Origin of the sequence: Streptomyces sp. NPDC050856 (genome assembly GCF_040653855.1) — a bacterium.
Lineage (GTDB): Bacteria > Actinomycetota > Actinomycetes > Streptomycetales > Streptomycetaceae > Streptomyces.
This window is the reverse complement of record NZ_JBFAGV010000003.1, coordinates 209,974-228,643: the sequence shown is the minus strand read 5'-3', so window position 1 is coordinate 228,643 and position 18,670 is coordinate 209,974. Positions and strand designations below refer to the sequence as shown.

Annotated in this window: 18 protein-coding genes; 7 read left to right on the top strand and 11 right to left on the bottom strand. The window is 73.0% G+C overall.

What is annotated here, in order from left to right; all coding sequences use genetic code 11:
* Positions 1–25: 25 nt before the first annotated feature.
* From AB0H53_RS04435 to pdhA, 3 genes are read right to left on the bottom strand one after another with little or no spacing between them, the layout of a single operon-like run.
* Positions 26–1,567: a dihydrolipoamide acetyltransferase family protein gene (locus tag AB0H53_RS04435; RefSeq protein WP_362106957.1), complete on the bottom strand. Its 1,542-nt coding sequence runs from the start codon at positions 1,565–1,567 to the stop codon at positions 26–28.
* Positions 1,567–2,571 carry an alpha-ketoacid dehydrogenase subunit beta gene (locus AB0H53_RS04430; RefSeq protein ID WP_362106954.1) on the bottom strand — a complete coding sequence of 335 codons (1,005 nt, stop codon included), beginning with the start codon at positions 2,569–2,571 and terminating at the stop codon, positions 1,567–1,569. Before AB0H53_RS04430 ends, AB0H53_RS04435 begins: the two co-directional genes overlap by 1 nt.
* A complete protein-coding gene (pdhA, locus tag AB0H53_RS04425) occupies positions 2,568–3,710 on the bottom strand; it encodes a pyruvate dehydrogenase (acetyl-transferring) E1 component subunit alpha (protein ID WP_362106951.1) in 1,143 nt (380 codons plus the stop codon). The genes AB0H53_RS04430 and pdhA overlap by 4 nt, the downstream gene beginning before the upstream one ends.
* Positions 3,711–3,907: 197 nt before the next feature.
* Between pdhA and AB0H53_RS04420 the strand changes: the two genes are divergently transcribed.
* Positions 3,908–4,420, top strand: a complete 513-nt coding sequence (locus tag AB0H53_RS04420) for an Lrp/AsnC family transcriptional regulator (protein WP_362107229.1) — start codon at positions 3,908–3,910, stop codon at positions 4,418–4,420.
* Between the two features lie 421 nt (positions 4,421–4,841).
* Here the strand turns inward: AB0H53_RS04420 and AB0H53_RS04415 are convergent, their stop codons facing one another.
* Together AB0H53_RS04415 and AB0H53_RS04410 are read right to left on the bottom strand one after the other, a co-directional pair.
* The gene (locus AB0H53_RS04415; RefSeq protein WP_362106948.1) at positions 4,842–5,432 is read right to left on the bottom strand and encodes a TetR/AcrR family transcriptional regulator; all 591 of its coding nucleotides are present in this window, start codon (positions 5,430–5,432) and stop codon (positions 4,842–4,844) included.
* On the bottom strand, positions 5,429–6,961 hold the full coding sequence (locus AB0H53_RS04410; protein WP_362106945.1) for a 3-hydroxyacyl-CoA dehydrogenase: 1,533 nt from the start codon (positions 6,959–6,961) through the stop codon (positions 5,429–5,431). The genes AB0H53_RS04415 and AB0H53_RS04410 overlap by 4 nt, the downstream gene beginning before the upstream one ends.
* Positions 6,962–7,084: 123 nt before the next feature.
* Between AB0H53_RS04410 and paaN the strand changes: the two genes are divergently transcribed.
* Complete coding sequence (gene paaN, locus AB0H53_RS04405) at positions 7,085–8,779, top strand: phenylacetic acid degradation protein PaaN (RefSeq protein ID WP_362106942.1); 1,695 nt, start codon at positions 7,085–7,087, stop codon at positions 8,777–8,779.
* A 63-nt stretch (positions 8,780–8,842) separates the two neighbouring features.
* Here paaN and AB0H53_RS04400 read toward each other — a convergent pair whose 3' ends face one another.
* From AB0H53_RS04400 to AB0H53_RS04390, 3 genes are read right to left on the bottom strand one after another with little or no spacing between them, the layout of a single operon-like run.
* The gene (locus AB0H53_RS04400) at positions 8,843–9,559 is read right to left on the bottom strand and encodes a TrmH family RNA methyltransferase (RefSeq protein WP_362106939.1); all 717 of its coding nucleotides are present in this window, start codon (positions 9,557–9,559) and stop codon (positions 8,843–8,845) included.
* Positions 9,556–10,785, bottom strand: coding sequence for an HTTM domain-containing protein (locus AB0H53_RS04395; protein ID WP_362106937.1), 1,230 nt, complete (start codon positions 10,783–10,785; stop codon positions 9,556–9,558). The genes AB0H53_RS04400 and AB0H53_RS04395 overlap by 4 nt, the downstream gene beginning before the upstream one ends.
* A complete protein-coding gene (locus AB0H53_RS04390) occupies positions 10,782–11,534 on the bottom strand; it encodes a DUF5819 family protein (protein ID WP_362107226.1) in 753 nt (250 codons plus the stop codon). The genes AB0H53_RS04395 and AB0H53_RS04390 overlap by 4 nt, the downstream gene beginning before the upstream one ends.
* Positions 11,535–12,001: 467 nt before the next feature.
* Here AB0H53_RS04390 and paaA point away from each other — a divergent pair, with 467 nt between their 5' ends.
* The 5 genes from paaA to AB0H53_RS04365 are packed head-to-tail and all read left to right on the top strand — an operon-like array spanning position 12,002 to position 15,565.
* Positions 12,002–12,982, top strand: coding sequence for a 1,2-phenylacetyl-CoA epoxidase subunit PaaA (gene paaA / locus AB0H53_RS04385; protein ID WP_362106934.1), 981 nt, complete (start codon positions 12,002–12,004; stop codon positions 12,980–12,982).
* Positions 12,979–13,266, top strand: coding sequence for a 1,2-phenylacetyl-CoA epoxidase subunit PaaB (gene paaB, locus AB0H53_RS04380; RefSeq protein WP_362106931.1), 288 nt, complete (start codon positions 12,979–12,981; stop codon positions 13,264–13,266). Before paaA ends, paaB begins: the two co-directional genes overlap by 4 nt.
* The gene (paaC, locus tag AB0H53_RS04375; RefSeq protein ID WP_362106928.1) at positions 13,263–13,994 is read left to right on the top strand and encodes a 1,2-phenylacetyl-CoA epoxidase subunit PaaC; all 732 of its coding nucleotides are present in this window, start codon (positions 13,263–13,265) and stop codon (positions 13,992–13,994) included. Before paaB ends, paaC begins: the two co-directional genes overlap by 4 nt.
* A complete protein-coding gene (gene paaD, locus AB0H53_RS04370; RefSeq protein WP_362106926.1) occupies positions 13,988–14,494 on the top strand; it encodes a 1,2-phenylacetyl-CoA epoxidase subunit PaaD in 507 nt (168 codons plus the stop codon). Before paaC ends, paaD begins: the two co-directional genes overlap by 7 nt.
* Positions 14,495–15,565 (top strand): 2Fe-2S iron-sulfur cluster-binding protein, encoded by a 1,071-nt coding sequence (locus tag AB0H53_RS04365; RefSeq protein ID WP_362106923.1) that lies wholly within the window; start codon positions 14,495–14,497, stop codon positions 15,563–15,565.
* A gap of 224 nt (positions 15,566–15,789) precedes the next feature.
* On the opposite strand, the gene AB0H53_RS04360 is transcribed toward AB0H53_RS04365, so the two are convergent.
* The 3 genes from AB0H53_RS04360 to AB0H53_RS04350 are packed head-to-tail and all read right to left on the bottom strand — an operon-like array spanning position 15,790 to position 18,629.
* A complete protein-coding gene (locus tag AB0H53_RS04360) occupies positions 15,790–16,134 on the bottom strand; it encodes a rhodanese-like domain-containing protein (protein WP_362106920.1) in 345 nt (114 codons plus the stop codon).
* A gap of 39 nt (positions 16,135–16,173) precedes the next feature.
* Entirely contained in the window at positions 16,174–17,091 is a 918-nt protein-coding gene (locus AB0H53_RS04355; RefSeq protein WP_362106917.1) for a hypothetical protein, read from the bottom strand.
* Positions 17,092–17,123: 32 nt separating this feature from the next.
* Entirely contained in the window at positions 17,124–18,629 is a 1,506-nt protein-coding gene (locus AB0H53_RS04350) for a DUF2252 domain-containing protein (protein WP_362106915.1), read from the bottom strand.
* Positions 18,630–18,670 lie beyond the last annotated feature (41 nt).

Sequence of the window (18,670 nt, the reverse complement as noted above, 5' to 3'; positions counted from 1 at the left end):
CCCGGCCCCGGTGGGCCGGGGCCCGCTACAGGGTCCGCAGCAGCACCGCCGGCTGCTCCACGCAGTCGGCCACGTACCGGAGGAAGCCGCCGGCTGTGCCGCCGTCGCACACCCGGTGGTCGAACGTCAGGGACAGCTGCACCACCTGCCGGACGGCCAGTTCGCCGTCGTGGACCCACGGCTTGGGGACGATCCGCCCGACCCCGAGCATGGCGGCCTCGGGGTGGTTGATGATCGGTGTCGAACCGTCCACCCCGAACACCCCGTAATTGTTCAGCGTGAACGTGCCGCCCGTCAGGTCCGCCGGCGTCAGCGCACCCTTCCGCGCCGCCTCCGTCAGCCGTGCGAACTCCGCGGACAGCAACTCCGCCGAGCGGCGGTGGGCGTCCTTGACGACGGGTACGACCAGGCCGCGCTCGGTCTGCGCCGCGAACCCGAGGTGCACCTCCGGGATCCGGACGATCTCCCGCGCGGCCATGTCCACGGTGGAGTTCAGCTCCGGGTGGCGGGCGAGCGCCGCTGTGCAGATCCGGGCGAGGAGGGCCAGCAGGGAGATCTTGGGGCCCCCTGCCGCGTTCATCGCGGCCCGCGCGGCCAACAGTTCCGTGGCGTCCGCGTCGACCCAGCACGTGGCGTCGGGAATCTCGTGCCGGCTGCGGGCCATCTTGTCCGCCACCACACCCCGCACGCCGCGCAGCGGCACCCGCTCACCGGCCACCGCGACCGGCGACGCGGCCGTGGCGGTGCCGTGGGCGGCCACCGGTACGGCTCCGGGCACGGCCGCCGGAGCGGCCCCGGCCGTGGCGGTGGCCCCGGCGGTGGCCGAGGTGGCCCGCTCCACGTCGGCGCGCAGGATCAGCCCGTCGGGCCCCGATCCCCGCAGCGTGCGCAGGTCGACACCGCGTTCCCGGGCCAGCCGGCGCACCAGCGGCGAGATCACCGGCACCGGGCCGTCCACGGGGCCGGCCGCGCCGGACGGCACGCCGTTCACCGCCGCGCCCACCGTGCTCGCCGAGCGGGCCGCGCCCGCCGCGCCCACCGTGCTCGCCGAGATCATCGCGCTCGAGGCGCTCGTGGCGCTCGTGGCGCTCGCCGCCGATCGCACTCGCCGTCGCCGGGCAGCCGGCGCTCCGGTGCCATAGCCGACGAGGACGTTCCCGGAGCCTTCGTCGGCGGGCCGCGTGGTGCCGCCGGCCTTCGAGCCGGTGGTGGCGCCCGTGCCGCCCGGCGTCTCCGGAGCCGAGGCCATGACCGGACCGGACCCCGCCGAGGCCCCGGGGTCCCCGGCGTCGTCCGCGTCCTCCGCGTCTCCGGGCGTCGTCGGGCCCACCGCCACGGTCAGCAGGGGCGCTCCGACCGGCAGCTCCTTGCCTTCCTCACCGAACCGCGCCGTCACCACGCCGCCGTAGGGGCACGGCACCTCCACCATCGCCTTGGCCGTCTCGACCTCGACCACCGGCTGGTCGATGGCGACGACGTCCCCCACGTCGACCAGCCACCGCACGATCTCGGCCTCGGTCAGCCCCTCACCGAGGTCCGGCAGCTTGAACTCCAGTACCCGCGCCATCAGTTGCCCGCCTCCCACTGGAGCCGTGCGACCGCGTCCAGCACCCGGTCCACACCGGGCAGATGGTGCCGCTCCAGCATCGGCGGCGGGTAGGGGATGTCGAACCCGGCCACCCTCAGCACCGGCGCCTCCAGGTAGTGGAAGCACCGCTCGGTGACCCGCGCGGCGATCTCCCCGCCCGGCCCGCCGAAACCGTTCGACTCGTGGACGACGACAGCGCGCCCCGTGCGCCGTACGGAAGCGCACACCGTCTCGTCGTCGAAGGGCACCAGTGAGCGCAGATCGACCACTTCCAGGTCCCAGCCCTCCGCCCGGGCGGCCTCGGCGGCCTCCAGGCAGACCGGCACGGACGGCCCGTAGGTGATGAGCGTCGCACTGCGGCCGGTCCGGCGCACCACGGCGCGCCCTATCGGCTCGACCGGCTCGGGCGCGTCGGGCGACCACGTGGCCTTCGACCAGTACAGCCGCTTCGGCTCCAGGAAGACCACCGGGTCGTCGGAGGCGATGGCCGCCCGCAGCAGTCCATAGGCGTCGGCGACTGTCGCGGGCGTGACGACATGGAGCCCGGGAGTCGCCATGTAGTACGCCTCGGACGAGTCGCTGTGGTGCTCGACTCCGCCGATGCCACCGCCGTAGGGCACCCGGACCACCAGCGGCATGGGCATGGCACCCCGCGTCCGGTTGCGCATCCGCGCCACATGGCTGATCAGTTGCTCGAAGGCCGGGTACGCGAAGGCGTCGAACTGCATCTCGACCACCGGCCGCAGCCCGTACATGGCCATGCCCACGGCCGTGCCCAGGATGCCGGCCTCGGCGAGCGGGGTGTCCGTACAGCGCTCCTCGCCGAACTCCTTGGCGAGTCCGTCGGTGACCCGGAAGACACCGCCGAGGGTGCCGACGTCCTCGCCCAGCACGTGCACGGACGGGTCCTCGGCCATCGCGTCGCGCATCGCGCGCTGCAGTGCCTGCGCCATGGTGGCGGGCTTGACTGCCACGGTCGTCATCGGGCGTCGTCCTCCGCTTCGGCCGCCAGCTCGGCGCGCAACTGGTCCGCCTGCTCCCGCAGTTGGGCGGTCTGCTCGGCATAGACATGGGCGAACAGGTCCATCGGTTCGAGCACCGGGTCCGCGTTCATCCGCTCCCGCAGCCGCGCGGCCATGGCCTCGGCGTCCTCGGCGGCCTGCCGGACACCCTCCTCGTCGAGGATCCCGCGCGCGGTCAGCTCCCGCTCCAGCAGCGTGACGGGGTCGTGCGCACGCCATGCCTCGACCTCGTTGTCGGCGCGGTACCGCGTCGCGTCGTCGGCGTTGGTGTGGGCGTCGACGCGGTACGTCACGGCCTCCACGAGCGTCGGCCCCCCGCCGCGCCGGGCGCGGGCCACCGCCTCGGAGAGCACCTGGTGCACCGCGGGGGCGTCGTTGCCGTCGACCAGCCGGCCCGGCATCCCGTACCCGACGGCCTTGTGGGCCAGGGAGGGCGCGGCGGTCTGCTTGGCCAGCGGGACGGAGATCGCGAAACCGTTGTTCTGGACCAGGAAGACGACGGGCGCCTGCCACACCGCCGCGAAGTTCAGCGCCTCGTGGAAGTCGCCCTCGCTGGTTCCGCCGTCCCCGACCATGGCGAGCGCCACCACGTCGTCGCCCTTGAGGCGTGCGGCGTGCGCCAGACCGACCGCGTGCGGGAGCTGGGTGGCGAGCGGCGTGCACAGCGGCGCGATGCGGTGCTCGCGGGGGTCGTACCCGGTGTGCCAGTCGCCGCGCAGCAGGGTCAGCGCCTGCACCGGGTCGAGGCCGCGCACGGCGGCGGCGAGGGTGTCGCGGTAGGACGGGAAGAGCCAGTCGCGCTCCTCCAGCACCAGGGCCGCGGCCACCTCGCACGCCTCCTGGCCGGTGCTGGACGGATAGACCGCGAGCCGGCCCTGCTTGGTGAGGGCTGTCGCCTGCGTGTTGTACCGACGGCCGCGCACCAGCTCGGCGTACAGCCGGCGCAGCAGCCCGGGCTCGAAGCCGGACGCGGCGTCCGTGCCCAGCACCCGGTACGGCGCGGGGTCCGGGAGCAGCGGTGCGGCGTCGGTGCGCGGCTTCCACGCCGGGGGCGGGGTGGGCCGGTAGGGGGCGGCACCGGGCAGCTCTTGGACCGTCATGACAGCACCTCCTCGTGGGAGCGGGCATAACACCCGAAGGGGAGCGCGGTGTGTGACGCGCCTCACCTACCGATTGTTCGGTCGTGGATGCATTTTGGCTACAGGCACCTCCAGCCTGTGGACAAACGGTTCTCCACAGCCTGGGATGTAGGCAGGTCGTCCATGGCAGAGAGGCGGGGGACGTGGCAGCTGAACAAATGGCCGACGGCCGGGAACAGGCGCCACCGGTCACCGGGCAGGATCCGCCGGCGCGTCCGCTGGACGCGATCGACCGCGACATCCTCCGCATCCTCCAAACGGATGGCCGCGCCTCGATCCGTTCCGTGGCCGAACGGGTGCACGTCTCCCGCGCCAACGCCTACGCGCGCATCAACCGGCTCATCGACGACGGGGTGATCCGCGGCTTCGGTGCGCGCGTCAACCACGAGCGGGCCGGCCAGGGGGCCTCCGCGTACATCACGCTCAAAATCGTGCAGAACTCGTGGCGCACGGTCCGCGAACAGCTCCAGGCCCTGCCGGGGGCGGCCCACATCGCGCTGGTCAGCGGCGATTTCGATGTGCTTCTGCTGGTGCACACGCCCGACAACCGCACGCTGCGCGAGTTGGTCCTGACCAAGCTCCAGTCGATCCCCGAGGTGCTGTCCACCCGCACGCTGCTGGTCTTCGAGGAGACGGACCTGCACCGCCGGCCGCTGCTGGACGAGAGCTGAGCCCGCCCGGGCCGGGGGCCTCCGGCCTCCGGGACCCGGAAGAGGCCGGGAGACGCCGGCCTCCGGGCAGGCGCCCGTCGAGGCGGGAGAAGTCATACGGGCGGACCGCCGGCCCGGCCCGCGGTGGCAGGCCGCCAAGGGACGGAAGCGGGCCGCCGGGGGCGGATGACAGGCCCAGGGTCCGGCACAGCGCACCGAGGGACCGGGACGGCCCGGCCGGGGGCCAGGTACGCCCAGGGAGGCCGCGAAGGCCGCCCGAGACCCGGGACGGGCCGCCGAAGGCCCGGGGCAGGCCGTCGGCGCGCATGGCCGACGGCGGACCGGGACCCGCCGGGGGCGGCCGGTACGGGCATCGGTGGTCCGGGGCGACGGCCGACGGCGTTCGCCGTGGTCGGCGGCGGCCCGTCCCCGACGGCGGGCGTCAGTGGTCCGTGCGCAGCCCGTCGAAGGCGAGCCGTACGACCGTGTCCACGACCTCACGGCCGGTGTGGCCGTCCGGCTGCGGCCGGTACCACTCCACCACTGAGTTGATCATTCCGAAGAGCAGCCGGGTGGCCAGCCTTATGTCCACGTCGGCGCGCAGGTCGCCATCGGCGGCGGCGGCCTTCAGCAGGTCGGCGACGCGCTGGTCGAACTCGCGGCGGCGCTCCAGGGCCCACCGCTCGGCCGTGGTGTTGCCACGGACGCGGAGCAGCAGCGTCACGTACGGCAGCTCCTCCATCAGCACCTCGACGGTGCGCCGGGTCACGTACTCCACCCGCTCGATGGCCCGCCCGCGCGCGGCACCCGGCTCGTCCAGGATCGCGAAGAGCCCGTCCAGCGCCCGGCTGACGGCGCGCCGCAGCAGCTCCTCCTTGCCGGCCACATGGTGGTAGATGGACGACTTGGAGATACCGGCGGCCTTGGACAGGTGCTCCATGGACGTGCCGTCGTACCCGCGCTCGTTGAAGACCCGGACGGCGACGGAGAGCAGCGTCTCGGGGGTGTAGGTGTCCCGCTTCGCGGTGGTCATCGGCTGTCCTGGTCCTTCATCGCGGTCTCGTCCTCGCATGCCCGGCGCAGGACGCCGAGGCACGGTGCGTAGCGGCCGGTCGGGTGGTGCTCGTGCATGGCCCTGAGCAGGCCGGCCACGGCTCGGTAGCCGAACTTCGCGGCCCACTCCATGGGACCGGCCGGGTAGTTGACGCCGAGGCGCATGGCCGTGTCGACGTCGTCGGCGCTGGCCACGCCCCGCTCCACCGCGTCCACCGCGAGGTCGACCAGCATGGCGACGGTCCGCGCGACGATCATGCCGGGGACGTCGCCGATGACGGTCACGTCCTTGCCGAGCGCCTGGAAGAGGCCCACGGCCTCCTGGAGGGTCTCGGCGGAGGTGGTCGCGGCGGTGGCGAGGGCGATCCGGGTGGCGGTCGTGTAGTCGTGGGCGAGGTCGAAGTAGACGATCTCCTCGCCCCCGCGCTCGAAGACCGTCCTGCCGTCCGCGAGCCGCAGCTCCCCGCCGCCGGGCAGGGTGATCCGGGCGCCGCGCCGGCGGCGGCGGACGGTGATGCCGGCTTCCTCCATCAGCCCGACCAGCGCCTGGGCGTGGCCCAGGTGCCCGTGCAGGGTGACCGAGGCGGGCGCCGGCGCGGGCGGTTCGGTCCGCGCGCACGGCCGGTCGGCACCCTCTCCGTACGGGTACCAGCCCCGGCCCGTCTTGCGGCCCAGGCGGCCGGACTCGACCAGGCGGCGCTGGGCCAGGGACGGGGTGAACTTCGGGTCCTGGTGGAAGGCCTCCCACACCGAGCGGGTGACGGCCTCGTTGACGTCCTGCCCGATCAGGTCGGTCAGCTCGAAGGGGCCCATCCGGAAGCCACCGCTCTCGCGCAGGACGGCGTCGATGGTGGCGGGATCCGCGCCCCGCTCCTCGTACACCCGCAGCGCCTCGGCGTAGAAGGGGCGGGCGAGGCGGTTGACGATGAAGCCGGGGGTGTCGGCGCACCGGACCGGTGTCTTGCCCCACGCCTCGGCCGTGGCGTACGCGCGCGTGGCGGCCGTCTCGTCGGTGGCGAAGCCGCTGACGACCTCCACCAGCGGGAGCAGGGGTGCCGGGTTGAAGAAGTGCAGGCCGACGAACCGGCCGGGCAGGCGCAGCGCTCCGGCGATGGCCGTGACGGAGAGCGAGGAGGTGTTGGTGGCGAGCAGGCAGTCGTCGGCGACCGTCTCCTCCAGTTCGGCGAAGAGCCGCTGCTTCACCTCCAGCCGTTCCACGATCGCCTCGACGACGAGTGCGGCGTCGGAGAGGTCGGCGAGGCGGTCGGCCTCGTGCAGCCGCGCGACGGCCGCGTCGCGCTCCCGGGGGGCCAGCCGGCCCTTCTGGACCAGCCGGTCCAGCCGGCCGGTGATGGCGGCGGCGGCTTCGCGTGCCCGGCCGGGCACGGTGTCGTGGAGCCGCACGGGGTGGCCGGCGACCAGGGCGACCTGCGCGATGCCCTGGCCCATGGTGCCGGTGCCGACCACGGCGACGGTGCGACCCGGCTCGATGGCCTCGATGTCGGTCATGACTGTGATCCTCCCCGATGAGTTGTCCACAGGTTCGGGAGGCCCCCTTGTCCCGACCGATCGTTCGGTTACTCTAGCTCTGTCCGCCCGTCCCTGCCCAGCTCGACGAGGAGTTGGTCCGTCATGGCCGCCGCGCAGCTCACCACCGACCACTTGACCGGGAAGCACCGGCCCACCCTCGACCAGGCCCTCGAAGCGATCCGCACCCGTGCCTACTGGTCCCCGCATCCGGAGCACCCCAAGGCGTACGGCGAGAACGGCTCGCTGAGCGCCGCCGAGGGTCTCGCCGCCCATCAGGCCGTCCTCGGCACCCGCTTCGAGCTGGACCAGCCGGGCACGGACGGCTGGACCGGCGGGGAGGTCTCGCCGTACGGCCCGGAGCTAGGCGTGGAGTACCCGCACGCCGATGTGGACGTGCTGCTGCCCGCCATGCGCGAGGGCATGCCCGCCTGGCGGGACGCGGGACCGGAGCTGCGCGCCCTGGTGTGCCTGGAGATCCTGGCCCGGATCAGCGCCCGGACGCACGAGTTCGCCCACGCGGTGATGCACACCAGCGGCCAGGCGTTCATGATGGCGCTCCAGGCGGGCGGCCCACACGCCCAGGACCGCGGCCTGGAGGCGGTGGCGTACGCGTACGCCGAGCAGGTCCGCACCCCGCTCGTCGCCGACTGGTCCAAGCCGCAGGGCAAGCGGGACCCGCTGGAGCTGCGGAAGGCGTTCACCCCCGTGGGGCGGGGCGTCTCCCTGCTGATCGGGTGCAACACCTTCCCGACGTGGAACGGCTATCCCGGTCTTTTCGCCTCCCTGGCCACCGGCAACCCGGTGCTCGTCAAGCCGCACCCGCGCGCCGTCCTCCCGCTGGCGCTGACGGTACGGGTGGCGCGCGAGGTGCTCGCCGAGGCCGGCTTCGACCCGAACCTGGTCGCGCTGGCCGTCGAGCGGCCCGGTGAGGGGATCGCCAAGACGCTGGCCGTCCGTCCCGAGATCCGGATCATCGACTACACCGGGTCGACCTCCTTCGGTGACTGGCTGGAGGCCAACGCCCGGCAGGCGCAGGTCTACACGGAGAAGGCGGGCGTCAACACCGTCGTCGTCGACTCCACCGACGACTACCGGGGCATGCTGTCCAACCTGGCGTTCTCCCTGTCGCTGTACAGCGGCCAGATGTGCACCACCCCGCAGAACCTGCTCATCCCGCGGGACGGCATCGCCACGGACGCCGGCCACAAGACGTACGACGAGGTGGTCGCCGACCTCGCGGGGGCGGTCAGCGGCCTGCTGGGCGACGACGCCCGGGCGAACGCCCTGCTGGGCGCCCTGGTGAACCCGGATGTGAAGGCCCGCCTGGAGGCGGCCGCCGGGATCGGCGAGGTCGCCCTGCCCTCCCGTGAGGTCGCCAACGCCGACTTCCCGGACGCCGTCGTCCGTACGCCCGTGATCGTCAAGCTCGACGGTGCCAAGCCGGACGCGGAGGCGGCGTACATGTCGGAGTGCTTCGGGCCGGTGTCCTTCGCCGTCTCGGTCGACTCCACCGCCGACGCGCTGGAGCTGCTGCGGCGCACGATCCGCGAGAAGGGCGCGATGACGGTCGGCGCGTACACCACGTCGGCCGACACCGAGCGCGCGATCGAGGAGGTGTGCCTGGAGGAGGCGGCGCAGCTCTCGCTGAACCTGACGGGCGGGGTGTACGTCAACCAGACGGCGGCGTTCTCCGACTTCCACGGCTCGGGCGGAAACCCGGCGGCGAACGCGGCCCTGTGCGACGGCGCTTTCGTGGCGAACCGCTTCCGGGTGGTGGAGGTCCGCCGCCAGACCTGACGGCCCGACCGCCGACGGACCCCGGCGGCGGCTCGGGTCGGGCACCGGGCCCGACGACTCGGGTCAGGCGCCGGCCGGGGGTCCCCCCGGGGCGAAGTCCTCGGGGGAGATCTCCGCGTACCGCTGCACCCAGGCGTGCATGGCGATGGCCGCGGCCGCCCCGGCGTTGATCGAGCGGGTGGAGCCGAACTGCGCGATGGAGCAGACCATCGCCGCGTGCTCCCGGGCCTCCTCCGTGAGGCCCGGGCCCTCCTGCCCGAACAACAGGACGCACCGGCGCGGCAGCTCGGTGCGCTCCAGCGGCACCGCCCCGGGCAGATTGTCGATGCCGATGATCGGCAGGTCCTCGGCGGCGGCCCACGCGGTCAGCGACTCGGTGTCGGGGTGGTGGCGCACATGCTGGTACCGGTCGGTGACCATCGCGCCGCGCCGGTTCCAGCGCCGGCGCCCCACGATGTGGATCTCCTTGGCCAGGAACGCGTTGGCGGTGCGGACCACCGAACCGATGTTGAAGTCGTGCCCCCAGTTCTCCACCGCCACGTGGAAGTCGTGGCGCCTGGTGTCCAGGTCCGCGACGATCGCCTCGCGCCGCCAGTAGCGGTACTGGTCGACGACATTGCGCCGGTCCCCCTGGGCGAGCAGCTCGGGGTCGTACCGCTCGTCCCGGGGCCAGGGCCGCGGATGCGGCCCGACACCGATCTCGGTGCCGTAACCGTCGTCGTACTGAAGCGGCTCGCCGGCGGGGATGTCCCCGGCGGCCGTCTGGGTCTCGCTGCTCACCCGACGAGGGTACGGGGAGCCCGCTCCTCGGACGTACGGCGCTGCCCGGCGACCGCCCCGGTCCGCCGAGCGGGCAGCAGCCGGTCCCGGCCCCGCCGCACCCGGCCGCCGAGCCACACCAGGAAGACGGTCGGCAGGAAGACCGCGTCCGCGGCGATCATCGCGAGTGAGAAGAACGGCAGGCCGAGCAGGAGCGCGATGCCCGCGTGCTCCAGCATCATCACCACCAGCAGGACGTTCTTGACCCGCCGGTTGAAGAGCGTGAACGGGAAGGCGACCTGCACGATGACGGTGCCGTACGTCAGCACCATGACCATCACGCCACTGGCGGCGAGCAGGTCGGACAGCGGCGGCCACGGGGTGAAGTAGTCCAGCTGGAGCGGGTAGTACAGCGCGGTGCCGTCCTGCCAGCGCGAGCCCTGCACCTTGTACCAGCCGGCCGTGGCGTAGATCAGGCAGACCTCAGCCATGATCACGAACAGGGTGGCGTTGTGGATGAGGTTCGCCAGGACATCGAGCAGTACGCGGGGCTGCCCCGGGGCGTACCGGCCGGCCACCCACCACAGTCCTTGCGCGGCCCACAGCAGCCAGAGCAGGGCCAGCACCCAGGTCTCGCCGCTGCGGTCCCTGAAGAGGGTCGCCGCCACCAGTCCGCAACCGAGGACCGCCCAGAGGACCGGTCCGAGCCGGTCGGGCCGGCCGGCCCGCCGCGTCAGCCGCCGGGCGTCCAGCGACCAGACCCGGCCGCACCTGGTCAGGACCAGGTACATCGACATCAGATGAATGACGTTGTCGCCGCCGTCGCCCATGAAGATGGAGCGGTTCTGCAGTGACAGCACCCCGACCATGAAGAGCACCGACACGGCGCGGGTGCGCCAGCCGAGCAGCAGCAGCGCGCTGGAGAGCACGGCCAGCACGTAGACGGTCTCGAACCAGAGCGCGCTGTCCGACCACATCAGGACGGTGAAGGAGTGGTTGTTGGCGATGAGCTGCTGCGCCATGTCCCAGGACCAGGGCCCCTCGGGCCCGTAGAGCTCATGACGGTTCGGGAACTCACGCAGCAGGAAGAACAACCAGGCCGCGGCGAAGCCGATGCGCACCACGGCGGACTGGTAGGGGCCGAGAGCCGTGGCGGTGACACGCTGGACGGCACGGGCGAGCCGGCGGTCGAGCGGCTCGGCGCGAGTGGGCTCAGGGCCGGTCGCCGGGGTGGGGGTCCGGTTCACTTGGCCCCCTCCGTACGGCTGGCCCGCACGCCGCCGGGCAGATCGGCGGCGGTCACCGGCCACCAGGGGAGCACCCGGTGGACGGGGCGGATGTCGTTCTTCTCGCCGCTCCACACCGGGGGCCGCACGCCCAGGGTGACGGAGCGCAGTTGTATGCGCTCGACGGTCCCGCCCGGGTGGTGCTCCTGGAGCCGGAGCATCGCGATACGCCGTACGTACCGCTCGGAGAGCTGGCCGCGCAGGCCGTTGGGGCGGTTGTCGTCGGTGTGCGAGTTCACGTAGAAGTCCCAGCCGCGGCGCAGTTCGTTCTGGTTGACATGGCTGGGCAGGAGATTGCCGCGGATCGCCTCACCGTCGTCGGCGGTGAGGTCGGTCCAGCCGGTGGTCCTGCGCTGTCCACCGGGGCCGGCCACTTCGGCGCGGACCTGGACGGCGACGTTCTGCTGGAGGGGGTTGGGAGCGAAGAGCTTCCAGTTCTGCTCGAACTCGGGGAAGACCCAGTCGTCGACGGCCTCGCCGTGCTGCTTGGACAGGGTGTTCGAGGGAGCGACGTGCAGGAAGATCATGGCCAGGTGGAAGCAGGCGAAGACGCCGACCACGGCCAGCGCGACGGCGGCCACCACTTGGTACGGCAGCGAGAGCGCGGCTATGCCCCCACCACGCTGCTCGCCGGGCACGGCGGACGCACCGGGCTGCCCGGGCTCCCCGGGCGCGGGAGGCGCCGAGGGCCCGGCAGTGGCGCCGGGCACGGCAGGCCCGGCGGACCGGGCCGCTCCCCGCGGCGGGTCCGGGCGGCCGAGAGTGCCGGGGTGGTCCCGGCCGGCGGCAGCGGCAGGAGCGGCGGGGCCAGTGGCCGCCGAGGCGCCGGCGTCGCCAGTGCGGCGGGCGGTACCGAGGTCGGCCCCGGCCTCCGGGGTCACGCTGCCACCGGCGGTGCGAGCGGCGGCCTCGGGTGCCGGGCCGGTGGTGGGCGGCGCCTCCGACACCTGGGGGCGCCGTTGCGGGGTCACCCGGTCGGACGAAGCCACGGCCCCGTTGTCCCGGGTGCCCCTGGGACGCCCGTGGCGCCCGCCACGCCCGCCCTCCTCGTCGTACGACTCCATCCCGCCCCGATCCCCATCCCTGCACCGCGGTTATCCACAGGGTTGACACCATACGGGCCGCCGACTCACCATTGAAGTCATTCAACCGAACGATCGGTCGGTAGGGGGCCCGGATGACGGCAGTGACCACGGACACGCAAGAGGCGTACGAGGCGGTGTTCGAGGCCGCCGTCGCCGCGGAGGAGCGGATCGAGCCGCGCGACTGGATGCCGGAGGCCTACCGCGCCACGCTGGTGCGGCAGATCGCCCAGCACGCCCACTCCGAGATCATCGGCATGCAGCCCGAGGCCAACTGGATCACGCGCGCCCCGTCCCTGCGGCGCAAGGCGATCCTGATGGCCAAGGTGCAGGACGAGGCCGGTCACGGCCTGTACCTCTACAGCGCCGCCGAAACACTGGGCACCGGCCGCGACGAGCTGCTGGACAAGCTCCACTCCGGCCGTCAGAAGTACTCCTCGATCTTCAACTACCCGACGCTGACCTGGGCCGATGTCGGCGCCATCGGCTGGCTGGTGGACGGCGCGGCCATCACCAACCAGGTGCCGCTGTGCCGCTGCTCCTACGGTCCGTACGCCCGCGCGATGGTCCGCATCTGCAAGGAGGAGTCCTTCCACCAGCGCCAGGGGTACGAGTCGCTGCTCGCCCTCTCGCGCGGGACCCCGGAGCAGCACGCGATGGCGCAGGACGCGGTGAACCGCTGGTGGTGGCCCTCGCTGATGATGTTCGGCCCGCCGGACGACGAGTCGGCGCACTCGGCGCAGTCCATGGCCTGGAAGATCAAGCGGCACTCCAACGACGAGCTGCGCCAGCGTTTCGTCGACATCTGCGTCCCGCAGGCCGAGTCGCTGGGACTCACCCTGCCCGACCCGGAGCTGCGGTGGAACGAGGAGCGCGGGCACTACGACTTCGGCCCGATCGACTGGTCGGAGTTCCACCAGGTCCTCAAGGGCAACGGCCCCTGCAACGAGCAGCGGATTACCCAGCGTCGCCGGGCGCACGAAGAGGGCGCCTGGGTGAGGGACGCGGCGGCCGCGTACGCCGCCAAGCACAGCGGGCAGCACGAGCAGCACCAGGACGGAGAGGCGACGGCATGACGACCAGCGACTGGCCGCTGTGGGAGGTGTTCGTGCGCTCGCGCCGCGGGCTGTCCCACACCCATGCGGGAAGCCTGCACGCGCCGGACGCGGAGATGGCACTGCGCAACGCCCGCGATCTGTACACCCGCCGAAACGAGGGCGTTTCCATCTGGGTGGTGCCGTCCTCGGCGATCACGGCCTCGTCACCCGACGAGAAGGACCCGTTCTTCGAGCCGTCGGCGGACAAGCCGTACCGGCACCCGACGTTCTACGAGATCCCGGAGGGGGTGAAGCACCTGTGACGGCCACGGTGAACGCCGCGGCGCTCGCCCTCGGCGACGACGCGCTGGTGCTTTCGCACCGCCTGGGGGAGTGGGCCGGCCACGCGCCCGTCCTGGAGGAGGAGGTCGCGCTGGCCAACATCGCGCTGGACCTGCTCGGCCAGGCCCGGGTACTGCTCTCCATGGTCGGGGACGAGGACGAACTGGCGTACCTGCGCGAGGAGCGCGCCTTCCGCAACGTCCAGCTGGTCGAGCAGCCGAACGGCGACTTCGCCCACACCATCGCTCGGCAGCTGTACTTCTCCACCTACCAGCGGCTGCTGTACGGCCGGCTGGCCGTCGACGGGGACGAGACCGGCCCGGGCCCGCTGTCGGGGCTGGCGGCCAAGGCGGTCAAGGAGACCGCCTACCACCAGGATCATGCCGAGCAGTGGACCCTGCGGCTGGGTGACGGCACCGCGGAGAGCCATGAGCGGATGCAGCGGGCCTGTCGGGCGCTGTGGCGGTTCACCGGCGAGCTGTTCCAGCCGGTGGAGGGGCTCGGCGTCGACTGGCGGGAGCTGGAGGCCGACTGGCTGGCCTCGGTCACCGCGGTGCTGGAGCGGGCCACGCTCACCGTGCCGGACGGACCGCGCTCCGGCGGATGGAGCGCGGGCGCGGGCCGCCAGGGGCTGCACACCGAGGCGTTCGGCCGGATGCTGGCCGAGATGCAGCACCTGCACCGCAGTCATCCCGGGGCGTCGTGGTGACCATGACGGCGCTCGAGGAGGAGCTGAGCCGGCTCGCCGGCTCGGTGCCCGATCCGGAGCTGCCCGTTCTGACGCTGGAGGAGCTCGGAGTGCTCCGCGGGGTGCGCGTTTCGGATCCCGGCCGGGTCACGGTGGAGCTGACCCCGACCTACACCGGCTGTCCGGCGATCGAGGCGATGTCCGCGGACATCGAGCGGGTGCTGCGTGAACACGGCGTACAGGACGTGTCGGTGGTGACGGTCCTGTCGCCGGCGTGGTCGACCGACGACATCAGCGCGGAGGGACGGCGCAAGCTCGCGGAGTTCGGCATAGCCCCGCCCCGCCCGCAGGGCCCGCCGGACAGCGGCACCGGCCCGGTACCTCTCACACTGGCCATTCGCTGTCCGAACTGCGGCTCGACCGACACCGAGCTACTGAGTAGGTTTTCTTCCACCGCCTGCAAGGCGCTGCGTCGCTGCACCGCGTGCCGTGAACCGTTCGACCATTTCAAGGAGTTGTAGATGTTCCATCCGCTCCGGGTGAGCCAGGTCGACCGGCTCACGGAGGACTCGGTGGCCGTCACCTTCGCCGTCCCGCCCGAGCTGCGGGAGGCGTTCCGTCACATCCCCGGCCAGCACGTCACCCTGCGGCGGGATGTGCCGGGCGGCGAGGAGCTCCGCCGTACGTACTCGATCTGTGCTCCCGCCGCCGCGGCGGGCGAGGACCCGGTGCTGCGGATCGGCGTCCGGCTGGTGGATGGTGGCGAGTTCTCGACGTACGTGCTCAAGGAGCTCGCGGTCGGCGACACCGTCGAGGTCATGGAGCCGATGGGACGCTTCCTCCTCGACCCGCGCCCCGGCCGTTTCGCCGCCGTGGTCGGCGGCAGTGGCATCACCCCGGTCCTTTCCATGGCGGCGACGCTCCTCGCCCGCGAGCCGGATGCCCGGTTCTGTCTGATACGCAGCGACCGCTCCACCGCGTCGACGATGTTCCTGGAGGAGGTCGCCGACCTCAAGGACCGTTACCCGGAGCGCTTCCAGCTGGTCACCGCGCTGTCCCGCGAGGAGCAGCAGGCCGGCTTGGCGCCCGGGCGGCTGGACCGGGAGCGGCTGGCCGGGCTGCTCCCCTCCCTGCTGCCGGTCACCGAGGTGGACGGCTGGTACCTCTGCGGGCCGCACGGACTCGTCCAGGCCACCGAGCAGGCGCTGCACGATCTCGGTGTGGAGCGCGGCCGGATCCACGAGGAGCTGTTCCACGTGGACGGTCCCGCGCCCACCACGGTGCAGGCGGTGGCGGCGGACCCGCAGCCCACGCTGGCGGCCACCCTGACGGCGACGCTGGACGGCCGGTCAGGCACCTGGCCGGTACAGGACGGCGAGCCGCTGCTGGAGACGGTCCTGCGGGCCCGCAGCGATGTTCCGTACGGGTGCAAGGACGGCGTCTGTGGTACCTGCCGGGCCTTCCTGGTCACCGGCGAGGTGCGGATGGACTACAACTACGCCCTGGAGCCGGAGGAGACGGAAGCCGGCTATGTGCTGACCTGCCAGTCGCACCCGCTGACCCCGGTGGTGGAAGTCGACTACGACCGCTGAGGCCCTGGGCGGCCTCCCGGACCCCCGGCCTCCCCGGCGGCCCGGCCGACCGATCACCGGGGTCACCGCGGTCACCGGCCGAGGAGCCAGCGGCTCACGAGCGTCCGGCGGTCATGCCACCGGCACGAAGCCGCACGCCCGCAGGCCACCGGTACGGACGTCACGCAGCCGGCAGCCGCAGGCCGGGCGGGCCCGTGCCGGGGCCGGGCCCGTGCCGGGGGCGGTCAGAGGACGATGGCCGGGCTGCCGGTGTCGGTGACCATGGGGCGTCCGGCCCCCTCCCAGGCGAGCATGCCGCCGTCGACGTTCACCGCGTCGATGCCCTGCTGCACCAGGTACTGGGTCACCTGCGCCGAACGGCCGCCGACCCGGCACATCACATAGGCGCGGCGCCCTTCGGAGACCGCCTCCGTCACCTCACCGAAGCGGGCGACGAACGCGCTCATCGGCACGTGCAGCGCGCCTTCGACATGGCCGGCCGCCCACTCGTCGTCCTCGCGCACGTCCAGCACCAGGCCGTCGGCCGGCACCGACGCCGCGTCCACCGTGGGCAGCGGTGCGAAGTTCATGGGTCAAGCCTTCCCTCGTCCGTGGGGTTCTTCTGCAACCTACTGCACCTGCCGCACCAGCGCGGCAAGTTCTTCCTCACGCTGCGCGACCTGCGACAGCAGCTGTTCGGCGATCTCCTCCAGCAGCCGGTCCGGGTCATCGGGCGCCATCCGCAGCATCGCTCCGATGGCGCTCTCCTCCAGCTCGCGGGCGACCACCGCCAACAGCTCCTTGCGCCGTGCCAGCCATTCCAGCCGGGCGTAGAGTTCCTCGCTCTCGCTGAGCTCGGCGGTGGCCGGCGCCGGGCCCGCCGCCCACTCCTCGGCCAGCTCCCGCAGCAGTACTTCGTCCCCACGCGCGTAGGCCGCGTTGACACGCGTGATGAACTCTTCGCGGCGGCGCTGCTCGGCCTCCTCCCGCGCCAGGTCGGGGTGGGCCTTGCGGACCAGTTCCCGGTAGAGCCGGCGGGCCTCGTCGCTCGGCCGTACCCGCTTGGGCGGCTGCACGGGCTGGTCGGTGAGCATCGCGGAGGCCTCGGCGGACAGACCGTCGGAGTCGACCCAGTTGTGGAACAGCTCGTCGACGCCGGGCATCGGCTGCACCAGGTCCCGGGCCTCCCGCGCCCGGCGCAGGTCCTCCGGGTCACCGGTGCGGGCCGCCCTCGCCTCCGCGATCCGGGCGTCCAGCTCGTCCAGCCGCGTGTACATCGGGCCGAGCTTCTGGTGGTGGAGACGGGAGAAGTTGTCCACCTCGACCCGGAAGGTCTCCACCGCGATCTCGAACTCGATCAGTGCCTGCTCGGCGGCGCGCACCGCTCTGGCCAGCCGCGCCTCGGGCCGCTCTGCCGCACCACCGGTCACGCCACCGGAGGCGGCAGCGGCCGTGCCGTCGGTCACGCCGCCGGCCGCGTGGCCGGGGGCCGCCGCGGTCACATCGCCGGCCGCTTCGCCGTTCATGTCGTCGCTCGGGGTCGTCACCCGCCCAGCCTACGGGCGGCCGGGCCTTCCCCTCACACTCCCAGCTCGGCGGCTATGCGTCCGGCCCTGACCGCCGCGACCAGATCGGCGTGGTCGGCCTCCGTACGGTCCGCGTAGGCCACGGCGAACCGCGCCACCGCCTCGTCCAGCTCATCGTTCTTGCCGCAGTACCCGGCGACCAGCCGCGGGTCGGCGCTGTGCGCGTGCGCCCTGGCCAGCAGCGCGCCCGTCATCCGCCCGTAGTCGTCCATCTGATCGGCGGTGAGGGCGGCCGGGTCCACACTGCCCTTGCGGTTGCGGAACTGCCGCACCTGGTACGGCCTGCCCTCCACGGTCGTCCAGCCCAGCAGGCTGTCGCTGACGACCTGCATGCGCTTCTGCCCGAGCACGACGCGCCGGCCCTCGTGCGGCACCTCGGACACCTGGAACCCCGCCTCCGGCAGATACGGCAGCAGCGCCGACGGGCGTGCCTCCTTCACCTGGAGGACCAACGGCTCGCCCCGGTGGTCGAGCAGCAGCACCACGTACGAACGCGTGCCCACGCTCCCGGTGCCGACGACCCGGAACGCCACGTCGTGTATCGCGTACCGGGCCAGCAGCGGCAACCGGTCCTCCGGCAGCGTCCGGACGTACTCCCCGAGGGACGCGGCGACCGCCGCCGCCTCCGCGTCCGGTACCCGGCGCAGTACCGGCGGGGCGTCCACGAACCGTCGTCCGCCGTCCTCGCACTCCTCGGTCGCCTTGGCGGCGAACCGGGCGCTGGTGTTGTTGCGCGCCTTCTCGGAGACCCGCTCCAGCGTGCCGAGCAGGTCCCGCGCGTCCGTGTAGGAGACCAGTTCCTCGTCGGCGATGGCGTTCCAGGCGTCCAGGGCCGGCAGCCTGGCGAGCAGCCGCATGGTCCGCCGGTAGGCGCCGACCGCGTCGAAGGCCGCTTCCCGGCATATGTCCTCGTCGGCGCCCGCGACCCGCCCGGCCAGCACCAGCGACGTCGCCAGCCGCTTGACGTCCCACTCCCACGGGCCGAAGACGGTCTCGTCGAAGTCGTTCAGGTCGATGACCAGCCGGCCGCGCGCGTCCCCGTACAGCCCGAAGTTCGCCGCGTGAGCGTCCCCGCAGATCTGCGCGCCCACGCCCGTGACCGGCGTGCCCGCCAGGTCGTGGGCCATCAGCCCGGCGGCACCGCGCAGAAACGCGAACGGATTGGCGGCCATTCTGCCCACCCTGAGGGGCGCCAGTCCCGGCACGCGGCCCCGGCTGGACTCCGCCACCGCCCGGACCGCGTCCGGCCGGGCCTCCGTCGGCGGCAGCGAGCCGTGGGAGGACCTGGGCACCCGCTCACGCAGGGCCTTCCCCCTCGCCTTGGGGCTCTCCCCCGCGCCGTCCGGGCGCCGCGCGAACCCGGGCACCACCGGTATGCGTCCGAAGCCGCCACCGCGTACGGCACCCGGCCGCGCATCACCCGCCCGTGCGCCACCCGGCCGTGCCTCACCCGGTTCCCCGGCTCCCGTGTCCGCCACCGCAGTCCCGTTCCCGCTCATCAGGCCCCCCGTTCCCGGCACCGCCGCTCGCACGCCGACTG